Raw genomic sequence first — 19958 nt, forward strand, 5'->3', positions numbered from 1 at the left:
ATGGTTAATAGCGGAGGCCGAATTCTAGCGTGCAACCAGCAGGAACAACTTTAGACTCAATAGCCGTTAAACGGATAAAATCAATTTTACTGATCTGATCCTGCTCTGAGATTTTAGAAATCTGAAAATACCCTGAACTATAAGGTTCCTTATCAGGACGAAGTTCTAAATATGGATATTGCCGATAAAGCCAATCGCCCTGTAAATATTTGTTAAGCTGTGTAGCGGGATTATCGATAATAAAACGGTATTTGCCATTGGGCTTCAATTCTAAATCAGCCTTCAATTGGCAATCTTCGTTTACTTCAAGCTGATAAGTTTGTGCAAGATCTTGCTTAAATACACCGCTATGAAGATTTGTTTCAGCTGGAAATACAAATAAAGCTAGCGAGTTTTTCGTGTACCAATGGTTCCCTTTCGTCAAACCTTGCACATTATCGACAGCTATATCTAATTGTTCAAATATGTTTTGTGCAACCGTTAATGTTTCAGCATCCTCTAATAATAATGAATACAAGATGGTATTTTGGGTAATCGAGGTGGGAAAATCGAAATCATTAAACTCAACTAAAAAATTGCGTGCCGTTAACGCTTCATTGAGTTCATTAGTTTGTTGTTTATCGAGGTATTTGCCGTAAATATAAACCTTTGGTTGCGACGCGCACCCGCTGATTAACCCAATAAAAACGAGGATGTTTAACAATAGAATTGATTTCATAGAAGGCTTGGACCTGTCATATTTTACATGCAAATTTTCATGGGCAACCTATCATTAGTTGCCATAAAACTAGGATTGTTTTAGCAGATGCCAAACCTTAGGGATTTTACTACTGTTGAATTGTATTATTCGCAACCTTGGGTTTAAGCTAACGCTAAGCGGAATGCTCTGACCCTTATACGCCTTTATTTAACAATGCTTTTTTCTCATCGTCACTTAAAAAAGCAGCTTTAACCCCATTCAGTTGGATAGTTTTTAATTGCTGCTCTGATATCCCTAAAACTTCATGCGCAATCTGGTATTCATGGGCAATATCAATATTTGAAACGGCAGGATCATCAGTGTTTAAAGTGACTAAAACATTGTGCTTTAAAAATGTCGCCATCGGATGTTTTTTTAAATTTTTTACAGTAGCGGTTTGATAGTTCGATGTTGGGCAAGACTCAATCGCAATTTTATTATCTGCCATATACGCCAACAGCTTTTCATCTTGCACAGCAGTAACACCATGACCAATCCGAGAAGCGCCTAGCTTGTATATCGCATTCCAAATACTTTGTGGACCATCTGCTTCTCCGGCGTGGACGGTAATGTGCCAGTCTGCATCTCTGGCCTTTACAAAATGATCCATAAATAATTCAGCAGGATAACCCAATTCATCGCCAGCTAAATCTAGTGCAACTAGGTCGTCTTGGTAAGCCAATAAAGCATCAAGTTCTTGCATACAAGTTTGTGCACCAAAGGTGCGACTCAATATGCCAATTAAATTGGCTTTCACAGCAAAGTCTTTTTCGCCGGCTCTGACCCCATCAATAACAGCGGCAATCAGATCAACCATATTCAAATCGTGAGATTTAGCCATGTAGTAAGGAGAAAAGCGCAATTCAACGTAATCTAAGCGACTATTCTTAGCATCTCGCATATTCTCATATGCCACTTTATAACAAGCATCATAGTCAGCCAAAACTGACACACCCACATCAAGTTTTGCCAGAAAAGCCAACAGATCACTGGTTTTATCATTAATCTGGGTTAACTGTTCCACTTCTTGCAACGTGTTAGCAGGTAATTGAATATGATGTTTTTGGGCAAGTTCCCATATTGTATGGGGTTGAATATTACCATCTAAATGCCGATGCAAATCAACTAATGGCAAAGCATAATCTATCATCAAAAAGACCTTGAAAAATTAGTTAAATTTGAGTTTTCGGAATATCTAAATATTAGACTGCAACTTTTCAACTAACAATACAGCTTGCGTTCTGGTGTTAACTTTCAACTTCTTAAATATGGCACTAGTGTGCGCTTTAACAGTTGCTTCAGTCACATCCATATCATAAGCGATTTGTTTGTTAAGCAAGCCTTCTTGCAAATAATTCAGCACCTGAAACTGCTTTGGGGTTAACTCGGCAACCATCAATGCAATCTCTTGCTGCTCACCAGATATGCTATCGATACTACTTTTCAAATCTTCAGGTACCCAAGTACCACCTTCAAGAACGGTATCTATTGCCTCTGCAATGGATGCAACAGCAGCTGATTTTGAAACAAAGCCCTTTGCGCCGTAACCAAGGGCCTGAGAGATTATCTTGGGATGATCGCTAGCAGAAATAACAATCACAGGGATGTCAGGGAAATCTCCACAAACACGAATAACCCCATAAAATTTTTCACAGCCTGGCATGCTTAAATCAAGCAGTATGATATCAATATCCGAACAAGCTTGGATTGACTCTAACGTTGTTTCAAGCCCATCTGATTCAACGAATTGCACTTCCTCATATAAAGGAGTCAAAGCACCTTTTAATGCTTCTCTGAATAACGGATGGTCATCCGCTATTAGAAATTTTGGCATGAAACTTCCCTTGTATTTTTAATTATTAATATATCGTCAAAATTACGCTTAGACTTTAGTCTATATTTTGATAAGTTTAAACTAAGTTTTTACAGTTGTATTCAAATATTCAAAGTTTTAGCTCGATTTGCTTACACCGATCGCCACAGGTAGAATTGCCGAAAATTTTCTTTAATCGTGTTTGTGAGTTAAAAACGATGAGCCAAAAAGACGCGATATACTCGCAACCAAAATCAAAAGTAAACGATTTCTGTTTTGATGAAGCAGTTGCGCAAGTATTTCCAGATATGATCCAACGTTCGGTACCGGGTTACAGCACCATTATCGATAATATAGGTTTAATTGCCAATCGCTTTGCTCAGCAAGACAGTAATCTATACGACTTAGGCTGTTCGTTAGGTGCTGCGAGTTTAGCCATGCGTCGCAGTGTTAAACAATCGGACTGTAAAATCATAGCCGTTGATAACTCTCAGGCAATGGTAGATAAATGCCTACTGCACCTTAACGCATTTAAATCTGACATACCGGTAAATGTATACTGTGATGATATTCTTGATTTTGAGATTAGCAACGCCTCGGTAGTTGTGCTGAATTTCACTATGCAGTTTATCCCTCCGAATCAACGAGATTTTCTTATCCAAAAAATCTACTCTGGGATGAAACCTGGCGGGGTTCTTGTGCTGTCTGAAAAAATTAGTCATGAAAACAGCTTAGCCAATGAACTAGTGATTGATTTACATCACGAATTTAAACGAAATAACGGATACAGCGAATTGGAAATAAGTCAAAAACGCTCTGCAATTGAAAACGTCATGCTAATTGATTCCATACCTACCCATCAAAATAGGTTGGCCAATGCGGGCTTTAAGAATTTTGTGATGTGGTTTTGTTGCTTCAATTTCACTTCAATGTTGGTGGTTAAATAAGTATGGCTCATGACTGGTTTAAACAATTTTATGCGCTTATTGCACAGACTCAATTAAGTGATTGGCTAGAAGTATTGCCCGCGCAAATTTCGGCTTGGGAAAAGCAGCAGTTACATGGTGATTATGCCAAATGGCAAAAATTGCTAAGCAAACTTCCGCAAACTAATGTGTCACAGACCGATTTGAAAGAAGCGGTTAGAATGGGTACTGCAGACGATATTGATGAATACACCAAACGCCAAATAACCGGTTTGTTAAAACAGTTTAAACCTTGGCGCAAAGGTCCATTTTATATTCATGATATTTTTATTGATACAGAATGGCGTTCAGACTGGAAGTGGGACCGTGTGCTGCCCCATATTGACCCCCTCGCAGGCAGGACAGTATTAGATATTGGTTGCGGCAGTGGATACCATATGTGGCGGATGCTTGGGGAAGATGCAAACTTTGTTGTAGGCATAGATCCAACGCAATTGTTTTTAATGCAATTTCAGGTCATTAAACATTTTAATCCTAACCCTAACATTCATTTGTTACCCATTGGCGTAGAACAACTCCCTGATTTAAAAGCCTTCGATACGGTTTTCTCTATGGGTGTTTTATATCATAGACGTAGCCCCATTGATTTTTTACAACAACTGAAACAGCAACTGCGACCTGGTGGACAATTGGTCCTAGAAACGCTGGTAGTTGAGGGGGATGAGCACAGCGTATTAATGGCCGGTGAACGTTATGCGCAAATGCGTAATGTGTGGTTTTTGCCCAGTACAAAGGCGCTAACTGTGTGGTTGGAACGAGTTGGCTTTAAACATATAAAAGTGGTTGATGTAGGACCTACAAGTTTAGATGAACAACGCAAAACAGAGTGGATGGACAGTCAATCATTAGCTGATTTTCTCGACCCCAACGATCATACAAAAACGATCGAGGGCTACCCTGCACCCATTCGAGCAGTGCTCACGGCAACGGTTTAAGTATGTAATTAGGGATAACTGCAGATACAAACACTAGGCTTAACGCCACTTCAACACATGTTCTGCGCAAACTTAGCGAGTGAATTCATTAAGCGCAATCACCTATTTGTGATTGCCAGCTTATTAACCGTTTGCTGGGCGACTATCTTGCATCAGAACATCAAGTTTCTTTTGCGACTGCTTTTGATTAGTTAAATCTTTAACTTCAATCATTTCACATTCATCCCTTATCATTTCTGAAATAAGACTGGGATAATGGCGACAATCTTCTGGTCTATTTTGGTAAATGCTACAGCTATACTTTTTGCTGGAAAGCGGGTTTTGTTGAGGCTCGATTTCCAAGAATGGGCAGGTTTTCAATCTGTTTCCCGACTCAGGATCGAACCATATTTGATTATTCTTAACGTATTCAAATATCTCGGGGTTAAATATTTCCCACAAATCAATTTCTTCTTTGCTCGCGCTAAGATCGCCACCGCCGTATTTAATACAGCACTTTCCGCATTGATTACAATCTTTCATTATTTACTAATTTATAATCGATATAGCGCGCTAGTCTAACAAAAATATAGATTACGCGCGGCGTAAAACTTGTGCTTAACTTTTTTCTGCTGCAACCACTGATATTTCGACCAACAGCGCTTCTCTTGCCATTTTTGCAGCAACACAGGCACGAGCCGGTGCGTGGCCTTCTGGAACCCATGCATCCCATACGGCATTCATCGCAGAAAAGTAACTCATATCTTTGACATAAATGGTTGCTGACAATATGTGATTTTTATCGCTTCCTGCTTTATGTAAAAGCTCGTCGACTTTTTCCAACATAGTAGTTGTTTGTTCAGTAATATCTTTTTCAGCGTCTTTGCAGACTTGCCCACATAAGTAAATGGTGCCGTTATGTTTAACAATGCGGCTCATCCGCGGGGTGCTTTTGATTCTTTCTATCATAGTGTATGTTTGTTTGGCAGGTTTGAATGCGGGCGAGAATAACACAACGACTGGCTAAACTTAAATGTCAAATAACCAGCCGCCGGTTCCGATTTTTATGCGTCTGCGGCCAAAGCCATACATTCAATTTCAACCCTACCGCCTAAACCTAGACCGCTACCAGCAACGGCACTGCGAGCAGGTAGAGACTCTTTGAAATACTCAATATAGACTTTGTTGACATCCCCCCATTCGTTAATATCAGCTAAGAACAAGGTGCATTTGATCACTTTGTCCATGCCTGAACCAAATCTCTCTAAGGTTGCCTTAATATTTTGCAGAGCTTGATGTGTTTCGGCTACCACGCCCCCTTCCACTAGTTTAAGTTGGCCGGGGATCACACCTAACTCGCCTGATAAATATAAGATCCCATTCGCTTCTACTGCTTGGGAAAAGGGCAAATTTAACTGTTTAAATTGCTCAGAACTAAGACGTTTTATGCTGTTGCTAGATTGTGGATTGGCGTGACTGCTAATTGGAAACAACAATAGCAAACTACATAAAACAAAGATTACAGTCGAAAACGATTTCATAGCAACTCCATTGTGCTGAGATTAATTTAATAAATAGGCTGAGGTATATTGGGAAAGTAGCAAATTAGATAATCCATGGGTTTGTTTATCTTGTCCCATGATATATCCCTCAGACATACAAGACTGTTTCATTTCTCCTAATAAGCCGAGTCGGAAAAGATACTTTTCTTGGCGACTTAGTTCATCAGGCACAGTAATTGTTTTACCGTCTATTTGCCAATCACCGTTTTCCAACAAAACTTGATTACAGGGTGCTGGATTTAAGGTGGCGATGAATTGTCTTGGTGTAGCCATTTCCCAGCCATGTCCAGCACTTGGAAAGATAGTACTGCCAATTGCGGAACCTGCGTCTCTTAAACGATTCTCAAGACGTGCACAGGCCTCCAAGTCATTTGATTTGTCTTCTGCCCCACGTAAGCTAAATAATGGCGCCCCCGTAGTTTTAGCGGTTTGTAAATCAAAATGACATGGGCCGTAATAATCTAGATGTAAGGCGAAAGGCAAAACCTTCGCGGCCATATTTTGATGAATTCGACTGTCCAAAGCGGCACGGGTCGCCATTCCGCCATAGGAAAAGCCCATTAAGCCAATTTTTTCGGGATTAATTGCCGGATGTTGGTTTAGAAATTTTAGCGCACCGTATGCGTCAGCAGTTTCATCTGCATCGCTGACAATGGCCACTCGCAGCCCATAGGGCGTTTCGTCAGTTACGCCCCGAGCTCCATAGGAATTAACCACTAAACCAGCAATACCGTGATCAGCCATCCATTGACCATAGGCAATTTCACGGCTAGGCAGAATTCCCCCACTGCCGTGAATAATTACCATTGCAGGAACTGGATTGCTGGCACTTGCCCCTTCGGGCAAGAACAATTGCGCTTTTACGGTAGTTTCAGCGAGATTTTGTTCCGCTAAGACAAGCCATTTGTAATCTCCAGGGGTAACTGAAGAAAAGTAAACATCGCCATTGGTCTGCGCCGTTACTTCACTTACTGGCGGATAATCTGGAAAATCAGGCAACGCTGGTGGCTGCCTCTTTTCCTGAGATAAACTAGCAAATGTGACAAATGCTAAACACAACAAAAATACTCGCATTGTTTTCTCCTTAGAAGCTATAAACCACTTCTACACCGTAAGTGCGAGGCTCTTGATAATTTGAAGTAACTGTACCGAAAAAGTCTTTACGATTATCAGTCGGATCACGAACGTCAGCTAAGTTACGGCCCCAAAGGTACGCTTCCCAACCATTGTTAGTGCCGAGTAGACCTATGCGCGCGTTAACTAGAGTGATGCTGTTCACATGGCCAAAATCGACAACAGTGCCATCGGCCAACGTTGCAGTTTTGACATTATCAACTGTGGTAAAAAATCCACTACTGTGAGTAACATCAAAGCGCAACGTTAAATCAGCGTTAAGTGAACTAATTTCAGTTATATACTGAGCACCAATCGAAAAATTACTGTCTGGTGCATTGATTAGATCTTTTCCTTCGGCATTACCGCCACCAGTTAGGCCACCGGGAAAGCTATCAAATTCAGTGTCCAGTAATCCCATACTTGCTTGAATTTCTAGGTTGCTAATAGGTCTATAAGTCATTTCAAGCTCTATACCTTGGGTATTCGCCTTGGCAGCATTACGGATTGAAATTGAGGATGCACCATTACCCAAGTCTATAAATTGATTAACTTGATAGTTTTTAAATTCAGAACTAAATGCTGCGAAGTTTAAAATTAAGCTGTTACGGTAAAAGTTACCTTTTAAACCCAACTCTGCACTACCAACGGTTTCTTTATCAAATTGAATACCCGCTGCGAGGTCGGCATTGGTGATGAAGTCGAGATTATAACCGCCGCTTTTAAAACCAGTTGAATATTTAGCATAACCGTTTAGGTTTTTATTAAAAGCATGGTTAAAGCTCAGTGCATAAGATACATAGTTGTCGCTACGTGAGTCGACCAGTTGACCGTCAGTACTACCAATACCAAAAATCCCTGAAGCAGAACCGTCTAGCAACCAATCAAGATCTTTTGTCTCATCCGTATAGCGTAATCCCAAAGCAAGCGAGCTGTCTTCGCTCAGGTCATAACCACCGTTAAAATAAGCGGCATAACTGTCAGTTGTCACAAAGCCGGTATTGGTTACTACTGAACCTGGTACATTCCCAAACAAGAATGAATGGACACCATTGATTGCATCTCGTCGAGTATCTGCGTCTTGACGGTATAAATACAATCCAGCGACGTAATCAAGGCCGGAATCATTTTGTGGAGAGATGAATTGAAATTCTTGAGACCACTGCTCATATTGATCAGAATATTCAATCACCAATAAATCAGCCGCTGCATAATCCGAATCATTACGATAAAAAATATCGGTATCACGATATGCTGTAATTGATTTTATGTCGTAGCCATTGTCCATAGAATAAGACAAGTCTAATGATCCGCCGACTATATCGCGCTTCTCAAAGGTATCTATAGTGGTGGCGACTTCATCTTTCTCAGGAGCAGCCAAATCCAGCATAGTGCTTAGGGTATCGGAAATCGCTTCCCCTAAAAATGATAGGCGTTCGGTGTTCAGTCCATCTACGCTAAAGTTAAGCTCTAACTTGTCAGATAGTTGTGAGCGAAACTGACCGCGATAAGCTAAGGCATCACGCTCGTTTAAATCGTTGCCTGTCGTAAGGTTTTTGATATACCCATCACGATCCAACTTAGTAACCGAAAATTTAGCCGCACTGGTATCCGAAATGGGTACGTTAATCTGGCCCTGAATTTCCCGAGCGCCCATGTTACCTATAGAAGCACTCAATTTTCCTTCGAGCTCGTCAGACGGCTTTTTGGATATTAAATTAATTGCACCAGCTACCGTGTTTTTACCAAACAGGGTACCTTGTGGTCCGCGTAATACTTCTACTCGTTCTAAATCAAGTAACTCTTGGTTTAGAGCTGGAGACTGACCAAGATATACGCCGTCCAAATAAACCCCTACTCGCGTGTCAAAACCAATATTTCGGCTGTTCGCCCCTACCCCACGAATCGTAATGGCCGAGGTAAAGTCAGTGGTGCGAGTAATGGATAAATTAGGAATGAAATCAGCAAGTTCAGTTAATTGGGTAATCCCAGTTTGCTCAATACTGGACGCACTGAAAGACGAAATTGCGATGGGGACTTCAGATAATTGTTGGGTTCTTTTTTGGGCGGTAACAACAACGACTTCATATTCTTCTTCATTGTCAGTATCCGCTTGCGGTGTTTGTTGAGCGATACTGTTGGAAGACAAAGCTAATGCGATACTGGTAATCAGGCCTTTTTGACAAATGGAAAATTTGCTGGGTAAATCAGTAACTAGACTTTTCATTAGAGGTTCCTTTTACTCTTTTTTATAAAACAAATCATTTAATTAGATTAACTATTTTGTTCAGTTGTCCCATGTTGATAGTATTTTCTTAACTTGGCAAGCTAAGTTGTTAATGAAATTAGAAAATTTGTTAATTTACACATGATTTGTTGCGGGTAAAACGCGCCTATAAACGGCAATATAAATAGCCAATGAGGCTACAATTAAGGCCAAATTGGCGGTTATTTAGGTCTAGGAAGAGTTTATGGGATAGTGAAAGTCGAAGCCTATCACTTGCTCCATTTTTGTACAGCAAGATCATCAGATTGTCTTTTTTCAATCCAATACTCAGCATCGTCCCTAAGTTCCTTTTTCCAAAAGGGAGCTTGGGTTTTTAAAAAATCCATTAAAAACTGGCAAGCCTCAAACGCCTCTTTTCTATGTTTAGCACTCACTCCGACAAACACAATCTGTTGATTGACATCTAACTGCCCAATTCGATGAATGATAGTGATTGCACCTAATGACCACTTTTGGGTCGCTTGTAGAACCAAATCTTCGAGTACTTTCTCCGTCATTCCAGGATAATGTTCGAGGAATAATCCCTTAACATTTGCACCTAAATTCATATCCCGAACTAAACCAGTGAAGGTAACAATGGCACCATATTGAGTACCATGATTTTTTAGTCGTTGATATTCTTCAGCATGCTCAAAATCTTGCGGCTGTACGAGAATGTTAATTAACTGGCTTGCTTTAAACATTATTAGCCTCCAGTGACCGGAGGGAAAAACGCCACTTCGTCATCTGCTTGTAAAACAGTATCAAAGTCACTTATGGTCTGGTTAACCGCAACCAAAATATTACCGCTTGATAGATACTGTTGCCAAAGTTCGCCCTTAGAAGCCAAAACATCACGCAAAGCATGCACAGTATCGGGGGTTTCGCTTAACAATAATTCTGCAACACCCAGTTGTTCTCTCAGTTGACCAAAAAACAGTATTTTCATCAAACCCTCTTTAACACGATTGAGATTCGCTGCGGTGCCAATTGCCTGTCTTTCCACCACTTTTTTGCTCAACTTTAATATCGCCAATTAACATATGCGGATCAACCGCTTTGCACATATCAAAAAGCGTCAATGCAGCGACAGAAACAGCCGTCAGCGCTTCCATTTCAACGCCAGTTTGCCCCGCCAGTTTGCAGGTAGCCAAAATATTTACGCGATTTGTTGTTGTATCAACATTAAAATCCACTTGTACTTTAGATAGCATTAATGGGTGGCACAGCGGAATTAGATCAGCGCATTTTTTCGCGGCTTGTATACCTGCAATGCGAGCCACCGCAAAAACATCACCTTTAGCGTGTTGTCCATTTGCGATCATAGTTAATGTATCAGCCTGCATTTGCACAAATCCAGACGCTCTGGCCGTTCTTTGTGTGACGGCTTTGTCGGTTACATCCACCATATTTGCCCGACCTTTGTGATCGATATGGCTTAGGCTTTTTCCACTTTCTGTTGACTGATTACTCACCTTATCCCCTACTTTCGCATTGCTCAATATTGAGGTTTTTTAGGTGAACCACAAAATTACAAGGTTTATGACGACTATCTAATTGTTCCAGTAATATATCTTGCCAGCCGGTTTTACATGCACCAGTTGAACCAGGTAAACAAAATATAGCTGTGCCGTTTGCCATTCCTGCTAGCGCTCTGGATTGCACAGTAGAAGTACCAATTTGTTGATAAGAAATATGTCGAAATAGCTCGCCGAACCCTTCGATTTGCTTATCAAATAGTACTTCTAATGCTTCTGGAGTCATATCCCTTGGTGTAAAGCCTGTGCCGCCAGTGGTGAGCACTACCTGAACATTTTCCGCTAAGATCCAATTAGAAACGATACTACGCAGTTGATATTTATCATCTTTACAAATTCGCTTCTCCACCACTTGATGCCCAGCATTGCTTGCCGCCTCAACTAGGTAACGTCCCGATGTGTCAGTTTCCTCATCTCGGGTATCCGACACAGTTAACACTGCGATATTCAGTGCTATAAACTTACTGGTAGCAGGCATTTGTCCTCCATAAAACTGTTCTAAACCCCATCTAGCATGGAAACATTTGTTTCACTTGTTGCATTTGTTCGGGCGTATTTACATTATAAAAAGCATGTTGTGAAATTTGGTCTTCAGACAATTCAATTTCAGTTGCGGCGAGTTTTTTCAGCAACGAAAATATAGATCGATCATTGGATTGAATTTGCCCATTGAGTGTTTGCTTAAAATTATCATCTAAGATGATAAAAAACGGCATAGGATGAGATTGGAAATAACAAGCTGAATGCTGTACTCGCCCCTGTAAAGCAAGTTGCTTTAGACTATCTGCTGGGAATACCGGCATATCAATGGGAACAACTAAAAAGCTGTCGACATTGGCTAATCGATGTTCAGGAAGACTTAATACCGCATCCAGTGCAGCTAAAGGCCCCTTATCAATCAATCTGTCGGTAAGCGCACCTTTTAAGGTGTTAGAACTAATCACCTGATTTTTGATCCCGATGGATTCAAAACGATTGATGGCAAGTTGTAAAAAAGACACGCCAGCCAGATTCAATGTGGACTTATCAACCCCCATTCGACTAGACCGCCCTCCGGCTAAAATCAGTCCCAAGGTTTTGCTTAAGCAGTCTGGTTCAGCCAACATCTTTAACCGCCTAACATTGCCAAGTGTTTAGTGGCACCCGTGAAACCTTGATCTAACCAATGCGTTGCATCTTTATCACCTAACAATTTTTGCAATTGTCGCTGTAATTGCTGTGTATCTTGTTGTTGTAAATATTCTCGAATATCCAAACCTTTATCAGCAAAAAGACATAGGTGTAACTTACCAGTTGCACTTATTCTAAGTCGATTACAGGTCGCGCAAAAGTCTTTACTGTAAGGCATGATAAGGCCAATTTTACCCTGATAATCAGGGTGCCAAAATTCTTGAGCGGGCCCGGCGGTGTTATTTTGGATCACTGGGCTCCAACCGTTTTCAGTTAGATACTGCTGAATTGGCTCACCAGACAAATGATTTAATTTGAAAAAATCTTTGTTTTCACCCGTCTCCATCAATTCAATAAGTCTAAAGGTAATAGGTGTATGTTTTAACCAGTTTAAAAATACACTGAGTTCGTTACCGTTATATTGGCGCATTAGCACGCCATTTACTTTGACTTTTAAGCCACGTTCAATACCACGACTGATACCTGCCAAAATCGTTTCGAGTTTATCGTGTCCGGTGATACTTTCGAACATGCGAGGATCAAGGCTATCTATGCTGACATTCAGCGAATTCAGACCCGCATCTACCCAAGAGTCGATTTGCTGTTCTAAACGATAACCATTGGTGGTAATTGCAACCTGTTCAATACCAGGTGTTGAGGCGGCAATTTGTATAATCTCAGGGAGATCTTTGCGTAATGAGGGCTCACCTCCGGTTATCCTAATTTTCTTAGTTCCTAGCTCTGCAAAACCAGCACATATTTGGCGAATTTCAGACAAACTTAAAAAATTACGATCGGAGTCGCATTGGTAACCATCAGGAAGGCAATAGTCGCAACTGAAGTTACAAACATCTGTGACGGACAGCCGCAAGTAATGGAAGCGACGTCCATATTTATCTTTTAACACGTTAAACACCTTTCCAAAGTCACGAACAACCAAATTGTTGAACATGTAGCGGGAGGCAAACTAGTTTCCCAATTTACCCTGGCAACCCATTATAGTTGCGGCCAAAACTACCTATATTGTATTTCAATACTTAGTAATAGAGGCTCGGAGTTTCATTTTTACTATCACTTACTATATTAAGATCTTACTGAGCGTTAGTATAGCATTGTTGATAATGGCATTTAACCTCACTATTGAGGTGCAACGCAAATTGTTTATTGTTGATGAAGATAATCGAGCTTATTTGAAATCAATGAATCTTATTTTGCACAATTGTATAAATAAAATTAGCACCATATTGGCACGTTTGTTGTAAGTTCTATTTGATGATAATGAAAATTCCAATTAATTATTTACTCTATAAAGGCTAATTTTGAAGGTAACCACAGAATCTAAAAGGCTACTTGAAGCCTTTATCGAAAAACACCAACTCGATGCGAACTTTGGCGACGTTGCGCTAACATGGTTCATCCCTTTAGCTGAAAAACTAAAAATGCACCATGACGGTGCAGAAGGACCGATTTTTGTTGGTATTAATGGTTGCCAAGGTTCTGGTAAATCCACCCTAACAGAACTGGTACTCACCTATTTAGTAGAAATAAAACAACTGCGCGTGATAAACCTTTCACTCGATGACTTTTATTTTTCAAAAGATTATCGACAACAGTTAGCGCAAAATATACATCCTTTATTAGCGACCCGTGGCGTACCAGGGACCCACGATACAGCGTTATTAAAACAAGTATTGCTCAGTTTAAAGGAACGCAAAACTGGGTTTGCCATTCCACGGTTTAATAAAGCAACAGACGACCCTTTCCCAACGGAAGATTGGCCTATCATCGAAGAGCCTGTGGATATTATATTGATGGAAGGTTGGTGCTGGGGAGTCACTGCGCAAACCAACGAGCAGCTGTCAGTTCCGGTAAACACCTTAGAGTCTGAAGAAGACAGCAATAGCGTTTGGCGCACTTTTGTTAATCAACAACTGCAAACTGAATATCAAAACTTATATCAATTAATGGATTTTTGGGTAATGTTAAAAGCACCTTCTTTTGAATGTGTATTTGATTGGCGCTTGCAGCAAGAACAAAAACTTATCCAAAAATTGGCAACTGCTTCGAATTCTGAAGCTAACAGTGGGATTATGTCAGCAAACGAAATTAAACGATTTATTCAGCACTATCAAAGACTAACGGATCAGAGTTTGGCTACTCTTAGTGAAACCTGTGATGTCGTATTTGAATTAGATAAACATCGAAAAATTATCAACGTAAAGGGGATAAAATGAGCGACCAGTTTGTCATTTTTACCGATATGGATGGCACATTACTGGATCATCATTCTTACAGCCACGAAGCCGCAAAAAAGATGCTCGCTTTTTTGAAAAAAAATAATATTCCAGTTATTCCGAATACCAGTAAAACCTATGATGAAATGCAGGAATTGACCGAGCAATTAGACTTACAAGGTCCGTTCATTGTGGAAAATGGCGCGGCAATCCATATCCCACATGGTTTCTTCAAGAAAAAACCCGCACATACCCAATGGGTTGGTAAAAATTGGGTTCGCAATTTCACCTCCAAGAAAAGTTATTGGTTAAGTTTACTAAAGAAAATTGAAAGTGATTTTGCCGGTCAATTTACCCACTTTTCAAAAATGACACTTTCCGAGATATGTGATGCTACTGGATTAGAACCGGAACAAGCAAAACGGGCTGCAAATAGGTTATACGGTGAACCAGTATTATGGCTTGGAAGCGAACAACAAAAGAAAGAATTTATCAAGTGCGTCACACAATTGGGGGCTAAAACCCTGATAGGCGGACGCTTTATTCATATTTCAGGAGAAACAGATAAAGGTGCTGCGTTAAATTGGTTTGTCGGTGAATTACAACGCCAATATCCAGAGATAAACTGGGTTTCAATTGCATTAGGAGACGGTCAAAATGATGCTGCTATGCTTGATGCTGCAGACATTGCAGTGCGCATCAAGTCTCCCGTTAACGACTACCCGCAATTACAACGTACAGAAAATGTGTTTGATAGCCAACTCGAAGGACCTGAGGGTTGGACTGAATGTCTTCAAAAAATATTAAATTTAACGTTAAAGGAGCCAGAAAATGGCTGATTTTTACCAAAACGGAATAACCACAACATTACACCAACTTTCAAAACGTCCCATTGATGAAATGGAATCTGAATTGTTGGCCTTTTCTAAAAAACGTCCTTTAGGGCTGCTATTGCCAAGTTTGTTTTCTGAACTTGAGGGCGAAGCAATGCCTGAAATCATCAATCATATTTGCAAAGTTCCTTATTTAAATGAAATTGTAATTGGTTTGGACAGAGCTTCAAAAGAGCAATATCAGCACGCCATTAAGTTTTTTGACAAACTTCCGCAACACCATCGTATTTTGTGGAATGATGGCCCGCGTTTAAAAGCCATTGATAAAGAATTAGCCGACATGGGCTTAGCGCCAAAAGAAATGGGTAAAGGCCGCAATGTTTGGTATTGCATGGGCTATATTCTTGCCACAGGACGGGCAGAATCCATCGCGCTGCACGATTGTGACATTTTAACCTATGATCGAAGCTTACTTGCCAAATTGATTTATCCGGTTGCTCATCCACAGTTCAATTATGAATTTTGTAAAGGTTATTATGCCCGTGTAGCAGATGGGAAAATTAACGGTCGTGTTTCCCGCTTATTAGTGACTCCGTTGTTACGAGCGTTAAAACGCACCGTAGGTAATAACGAATACTTAGAATTCATGGACAGTTTTAGATATCCATTGGCGGGCGAATTTTCATTCAGACGTGATGTGTTAAATGATATTCGTATTCCTAGCGATTGGGGATTAGAAATAGGCGTGTTGTCCGAAATGCACCGAAACTACTCCCATAATCGTTTGTGTCAGGTAGACATTGCTGAAACTTATGACCACAAACACCAAGATCTATCCTTACATAACGATCAAGGTGGCTTGTCTAAAATGTCCATAGACATTACCAAAGCACTATTTCGTAAGTTGGCAACGCAAGGGTTTACATTCACCAATGAGTCCTTCCGTACACTCAAAGCGACCTATTTTCGTATTGCATTAGATTTTGTTGAAACATACCACAACGATGCGGTAATGAATGGTTTAGAACTAGACATCCATAGAGAAGAAAAAGCGGTAGAAATGTTTGCTGAAAACATTATGAAAGCAGGTCAAAGTTTCCTTGAAAACCCAATGGAAACACCCTTCATACCTAGTTGGAACCGAGTAATGAGTGCGGTTCCAGATATACTCGAACGCATCAAAGATGCTGTTGAATTAGATTACGAAGAGTTTCGATATTAACAGTAAGGGGATACATAAATGTCTGAAGCTTATACCTGGCTGTGTGAAAAAGTACAACATCACTTAGATGTCATTTATCAAGGGGTTGATATTCCTCAAAGTAGTGAGGAAATCGCAAAGTCTCTTATCACTACAATGAGATTAGATGAGGTAAGCGATAGACAGGTTCCAGTGCCTCATCAAAATCATTGGAACGAACAGGACATTATATTAATTACCTATGGGGATAGCCTAGAGTCAGAAACGCAGAATCCATTGGTAACGTTACACCAGTTTTTGAACAAATATGTGAAAGATACAATTAATGCGGTGCATATATTGCCATTTTTTCCTTATAGTTCAGATGATGGCTTCGCGGTGATTGACTACTCGAGTGTGAATGAATCTCTGGGTAATTGGTTAGACGTTAAGTCAATTTCCAGCAATTATCGCTTAATGTCCGACTTGGTCATTAATCACTGCTCTTCGCGCAGCGTATGGTTTGATAATTTTATTAAATGTGAAGGCACTGGCAGTGATTTTTTCTTCACTGTTGATGACGATTACGATATCTCTAACGTGGTAAGACCGCGCACATCGGAATTGTTACGGGAAACCAAAACCGAGAACGGAATTAAAAAAGTGTGGTGCACTTTTAGTCATGATCAGGTGGACTTTGACTTTCAAAATCCTAAGGTTTTGGCGGCCTTTGTTTCAATAATCCGTCAATACTTGGATCATGGTGTCAGAATTTTCAGGTTAGATGCGGTTGCTTTTCTTTGGAAGAAATCAGGCACTACCTGCATCAATTTGGAAAAAACCCATGAAGTTATTCGCTTACTTCGAACATTAATCGAATATGCGCAAAACGACAGTATTATTATTACCGAAACTAACATTCCTAATCGTGAAAACCTCACATATTTTGGTAATGCTAACGAAGCCCATGCGGTGTACAACTTTTCATTGCCACCGCTGTTGGTCAACACATTGGTTACCGGAGACTGTACTTATTTAAAGAACTGGCAAATGAGCATGCCCCCTGCACAAAACGGGACGACCTATTTTAACTTTATTGCCTCCCATGACGGCATAGGTCTGCGCCCAGCAGAGGGTTTACTCGATGAAAAAGAAATCAATACCTTGGTTAACACTATGCAGAGTTTTGGCGGGATGGTGTCTTGGCGTACCCTACCCGGTGGCAAGCAAAAACCCTACGAAATTAATATCGCTTTATTCGATGCGTTAAAAGGAACCACTAAAGGACCTGATAATTTAGGTATGGAAAGATTCATTTGTGCTCACGAAATTATGTTTGCACTTGAAGGCATACCTGGGTTGTATGTGCATAGTTTACTGGCCACCGGGAATGATTATGAAAGGGTCACTAATACCAGCCAGAATCGCTCCATTAACCGTAGGCGCTGGGATATGTCGGAACTTGAAGATCAACTGAGTAATAAAGACAGCCAGCATGCCATAGCACTTCAACGGATGAATCATTTACTGTCAATTCGAATTAATCAAAAGGCATTTCATCCCAACGCCACACAATTTACCTTGCAGTTAGGGAATAAATTATTTGGCTTTTGGCGACAAAGTATCGATAGAAGACAAAGCATATTCTGTATAAGCAATATCACTGATACACAGCAAACTGTTGTTATGTCGGATATTAACTTAATTGGAACAGACTGTTGGTGGGATCTCATCACTGGAAATGAAATCATTTTAGATCATTCTGATTTTATTTTATCGCCGTATCAAACGGTTTGGATAAGTAACACTCGCAGTATGTAAAGTCTATGTTATAAGTCATGGGGATAGTTTGCTGTCACTTTTTTGCACCACCCTATCTCCATGATTTATTTGATAAATATTTTACCCCTTCGATTAGTGTGACCGAACATACACACATTAACATGTTATTTACATGTTTTTCTCGCAGCATTTCAACCCTCCCCACACAAATTAATCATAACCATATGATATTAAAAGACATCTCCATTCTGGCACGGTAAGTGTAATACCCCACTTATACAACAAACGTTATTGTTGTTTTGTTAAGAGGCAATTTGAGTAGTGCCTGTATTAATCCGAAACACGAAAATCTAAATCAAGTGGAGATATGAAGATGAAAAAAGCTATCCTTATCAGCGCGTTCGTTTTAGCCAGTAGTTCTGTTTATGCACAAGAAGACAAAATATCAATTTTAGATACAGATGCAGATGGTCGTATAAGTGTAGAAGAAGCGGCAAGCGATCCAGCTTTGTCAGCCGTTTTTGCAGAATTAGATATGAACAAAGATGGTTACCTAACCCCTAGTGAGTTAGCCGAACACTAAGGTTTCGAATAGTCATTCAACATTCAAACAACACCCACCTTGAGTGGGTGTTGTTTTTTGTTTTTCCCGCTAACGCAATTGCCTATATTATTTCCCCAGCCATAACCTAATTAGGCATATTTTTAATAATTAAAATATGTTATCAATAGGTTCAGACATCATATAAAAGTATTATCGACGTTTAATTGAACGAAATGGTCAAGTAAACAACATCACTTGTTCTGTCACGATTAACCTAAAGTACTCCCTCTTTTATTTGGATAATTAGTAAGCAATACGTCAAGGAATTTACAGCATGTACAAAATTTTATTCATTTCATTATTTATGGTTTTGCAATCTTTTTATGCGCAAGCAGCACCCTTATGGAAAATAAGTAAAGGAGATGACTTTGTAATTATCGGTGGCACAATCCATGTATTAAGTGCAACAGATTATCCTTTGCCTGAAGAGTTTGAAAAAGCTTATCAAGCTTCAGATACGCTAGTATTTGAATCCGATATCGTCAGAATGAATAGTCCCGAATTCCAACAGCAATCATTACAGTATATTTTATTGCAAGATGGTAAGACCATTAAAGACTTTTTGTCAGAGCAAACCTACCAAGATCTTGAAACTCATTTACAACAACGTAATCTCTCTTTGCAACAATTTTCTATGCTAAAACCGAGCTTTTTATCCGTCACCTTGTCGATGATTGAACTGCAAATGATGGGGGTAAGCAGTGCTGGCGTAGATGTATATTACTCTACCAAGGGTATGGGCGATCAAAAGCAAGCAAAATGGTTTGAAGAGCCTGAAGAACAAATGGCTATGCTGGCAGACATGGGTAAAGGGGAAGAAGACGCCATGATTGCCTATAGCCTTAAAGATGTAGCAAAAATAAAAGAAATGATGCCAAAACTGATTAATGCCTGGCGTGCCGGTGATTTAGACAAATTAGCAGAAATAGGTATTGATGAAATGCAGCGTGATTATCCAGAGATATATGATCAATTATTAGTTCAGCGTAATAAAAACTGGCTACCTAAGATTGAACAACTTTTTGACAACCAACAAAACGAATTAATTTTAGTTGGGGCATTACATTTAGCGGGTGAGCAAAGCGTACTTAAATTAATGCAAGAAAAAGGCTACAGCATCGAAAAATACTAATTTCGTTTCTAGGTAGTTAGTATAATCACAATGCGCTAACTACCTCTTTTCTATATACAATCATAGTCAAAGTTTTGATTATTTTGATTTGG

General features: G+C 40.0%; 22 protein-coding genes and 1 riboswitch. Of the genes, 8 read left to right on the forward strand and 14 right to left on the reverse strand.

Going from position 1 to position 19958, the window contains the following annotated elements:
- Nucleotides 1-4 precede the first annotated feature (4 nt).
- From Q4567_RS15230 to Q4567_RS15240, 3 genes are all read right to left on the reverse strand, one after another.
- Nucleotides 5-751 (reverse strand): hypothetical protein, encoded by a 747-nt coding sequence (locus Q4567_RS15230; protein ID WP_216047455.1) that lies wholly within the window; start codon nt 749-751, stop codon nt 5-7.
- A gap of 142 nt (nt 752-893) precedes the next feature.
- Nucleotides 894-1889, reverse strand: coding sequence for an adenosine deaminase (gene add, locus Q4567_RS15235; RefSeq protein WP_303500940.1), 996 nt, complete (start codon nt 1887-1889; stop codon nt 894-896).
- A gap of 45 nt (nt 1890-1934) precedes the next feature.
- Nucleotides 1935-2573, reverse strand: coding sequence for a response regulator transcription factor (locus tag Q4567_RS15240; protein ID WP_216047457.1), 639 nt, complete (start codon nt 2571-2573; stop codon nt 1935-1937).
- A gap of 197 nt (nt 2574-2770) precedes the next feature.
- Between Q4567_RS15240 and cmoA the strand changes: the two genes are divergently transcribed.
- Together cmoA and cmoB are read left to right on the forward strand one after the other, a co-directional pair.
- The gene (gene cmoA, locus Q4567_RS15245; RefSeq protein WP_216047458.1) at nt 2771-3499 is read left to right on the forward strand and encodes a carboxy-S-adenosyl-L-methionine synthase CmoA; all 729 of its coding nucleotides are present in this window, start codon (nt 2771-2773) and stop codon (nt 3497-3499) included.
- Nucleotides 3500-3501: 2 nt separating this feature from the next.
- Nucleotides 3502-4473 (forward strand): tRNA 5-methoxyuridine(34)/uridine 5-oxyacetic acid(34) synthase CmoB, encoded by a 972-nt coding sequence (cmoB, locus tag Q4567_RS15250; RefSeq protein WP_303500942.1) that lies wholly within the window; start codon nt 3502-3504, stop codon nt 4471-4473.
- 123 nt (nt 4474-4596) lie between these two features.
- Here the strand turns inward: cmoB and Q4567_RS15255 are convergent, their stop codons facing one another.
- The 11 genes from Q4567_RS15255 to moaA form a co-directional block, all read right to left on the reverse strand.
- Complete coding sequence (locus Q4567_RS15255) at nt 4597-4995, reverse strand: YkgJ family cysteine cluster protein (RefSeq protein WP_303500943.1); 399 nt, start codon at nt 4993-4995, stop codon at nt 4597-4599.
- A gap of 75 nt (nt 4996-5070) precedes the next feature.
- A complete protein-coding gene (locus Q4567_RS15260) occupies nt 5071-5421 on the reverse strand; it encodes a RidA family protein (protein ID WP_303500945.1) in 351 nt (116 codons plus the stop codon).
- Between the two features lie 95 nt (nt 5422-5516).
- The gene (locus Q4567_RS15265) at nt 5517-5993 is read right to left on the reverse strand and encodes a Rid family detoxifying hydrolase (protein WP_216047462.1); all 477 of its coding nucleotides are present in this window, start codon (nt 5991-5993) and stop codon (nt 5517-5519) included.
- A gap of 21 nt (nt 5994-6014) precedes the next feature.
- Entirely contained in the window at nt 6015-7088 is a 1074-nt protein-coding gene (locus Q4567_RS15270; protein WP_303500946.1) for a dienelactone hydrolase family protein, read from the reverse strand.
- A gap of 10 nt (nt 7089-7098) precedes the next feature.
- Entirely contained in the window at nt 7099-9354 is a 2256-nt protein-coding gene (locus Q4567_RS15275; RefSeq protein WP_216047464.1) for a TonB-dependent receptor, read from the reverse strand.
- Between the two features lie 269 nt (nt 9355-9623).
- Nucleotides 9624-10097 carry a molybdopterin synthase catalytic subunit MoaE gene (gene moaE / locus Q4567_RS15280; RefSeq protein WP_216047465.1) on the reverse strand — a complete coding sequence of 158 codons (474 nt, stop codon included), beginning with the start codon at nt 10095-10097 and terminating at the stop codon, nt 9624-9626.
- 2 nt (nt 10098-10099) lie between these two features.
- A complete protein-coding gene (gene moaD / locus Q4567_RS15285; protein WP_216047529.1) occupies nt 10100-10345 on the reverse strand; it encodes a molybdopterin converting factor subunit 1 in 246 nt (81 codons plus the stop codon).
- A gap of 7 nt (nt 10346-10352) precedes the next feature.
- Complete coding sequence (gene moaC, locus Q4567_RS15290) at nt 10353-10868, reverse strand: cyclic pyranopterin monophosphate synthase MoaC (protein ID WP_303500948.1); 516 nt, start codon at nt 10866-10868, stop codon at nt 10353-10355.
- Nucleotide 10869: 1 nt separating this feature from the next.
- On the reverse strand, nt 10870-11409 hold the full coding sequence (moaB, locus tag Q4567_RS15295) for a molybdenum cofactor biosynthesis protein B (protein WP_303500949.1): 540 nt from the start codon (nt 11407-11409) through the stop codon (nt 10870-10872).
- A gap of 31 nt (nt 11410-11440) precedes the next feature.
- Entirely contained in the window at nt 11441-12037 is a 597-nt protein-coding gene (locus Q4567_RS15300) for a molybdenum cofactor guanylyltransferase (protein ID WP_303500950.1), read from the reverse strand.
- Nucleotides 12038-12039: 2 nt separating this feature from the next.
- Entirely contained in the window at nt 12040-13008 is a 969-nt protein-coding gene (moaA, locus tag Q4567_RS15305) for a GTP 3',8-cyclase MoaA (protein ID WP_216047469.1), read from the reverse strand.
- Nucleotides 12998-13170: riboswitch (molybdenum cofactor riboswitch) on the reverse strand. It overlaps the preceding gene by 11 nt.
- A 250-nt stretch (nt 13171-13420) precedes the next feature.
- Here moaA and Q4567_RS15310 point away from each other — a divergent pair.
- The 6 genes from Q4567_RS15310 (at nt 13421) to Q4567_RS15335 (ending at nt 19866) form a co-directional block, all read left to right on the forward strand.
- Nucleotides 13421-14335 (forward strand): kinase, encoded by a 915-nt coding sequence (locus tag Q4567_RS15310; protein ID WP_303500951.1) that lies wholly within the window; start codon nt 13421-13423, stop codon nt 14333-14335.
- Nucleotides 14332-15174, forward strand: coding sequence for a mannosyl-3-phosphoglycerate phosphatase (locus Q4567_RS15315; RefSeq protein WP_216047471.1), 843 nt, complete (start codon nt 14332-14334; stop codon nt 15172-15174). The genes Q4567_RS15310 and Q4567_RS15315 overlap by 4 nt, the downstream gene beginning before the upstream one ends.
- Entirely contained in the window at nt 15167-16390 is a 1224-nt protein-coding gene (locus tag Q4567_RS15320) for a glycosyl transferase (RefSeq protein WP_216047472.1), read from the forward strand. The genes Q4567_RS15315 and Q4567_RS15320 overlap by 8 nt, the downstream gene beginning before the upstream one ends.
- Nucleotides 16391-16408: 18 nt before the next feature.
- Nucleotides 16409-18169, forward strand: a complete 1761-nt coding sequence (locus Q4567_RS15325; protein ID WP_216047473.1) for a sugar phosphorylase — start codon at nt 16409-16411, stop codon at nt 18167-18169.
- Nucleotides 18170-18503: 334 nt separating this feature from the next.
- Complete coding sequence (locus tag Q4567_RS15330; protein WP_216047474.1) at nt 18504-18713, forward strand: hypothetical protein; 210 nt, start codon at nt 18504-18506, stop codon at nt 18711-18713.
- Between the two features lie 295 nt (nt 18714-19008).
- Nucleotides 19009-19866 carry a TraB/GumN family protein gene (locus Q4567_RS15335; RefSeq protein WP_216047475.1) on the forward strand — a complete coding sequence of 286 codons (858 nt, stop codon included), beginning with the start codon at nt 19009-19011 and terminating at the stop codon, nt 19864-19866.
- The last annotated feature ends 92 nt before the right edge of the window (nt 19867-19958 follow it).

It is taken from the genome of Aliiglaciecola sp. 2_MG-2023 (assembly GCF_030548145.1).
Lineage (GTDB): Bacteria > Pseudomonadota > Gammaproteobacteria > Enterobacterales > Alteromonadaceae > Aliiglaciecola > Aliiglaciecola lipolytica_A.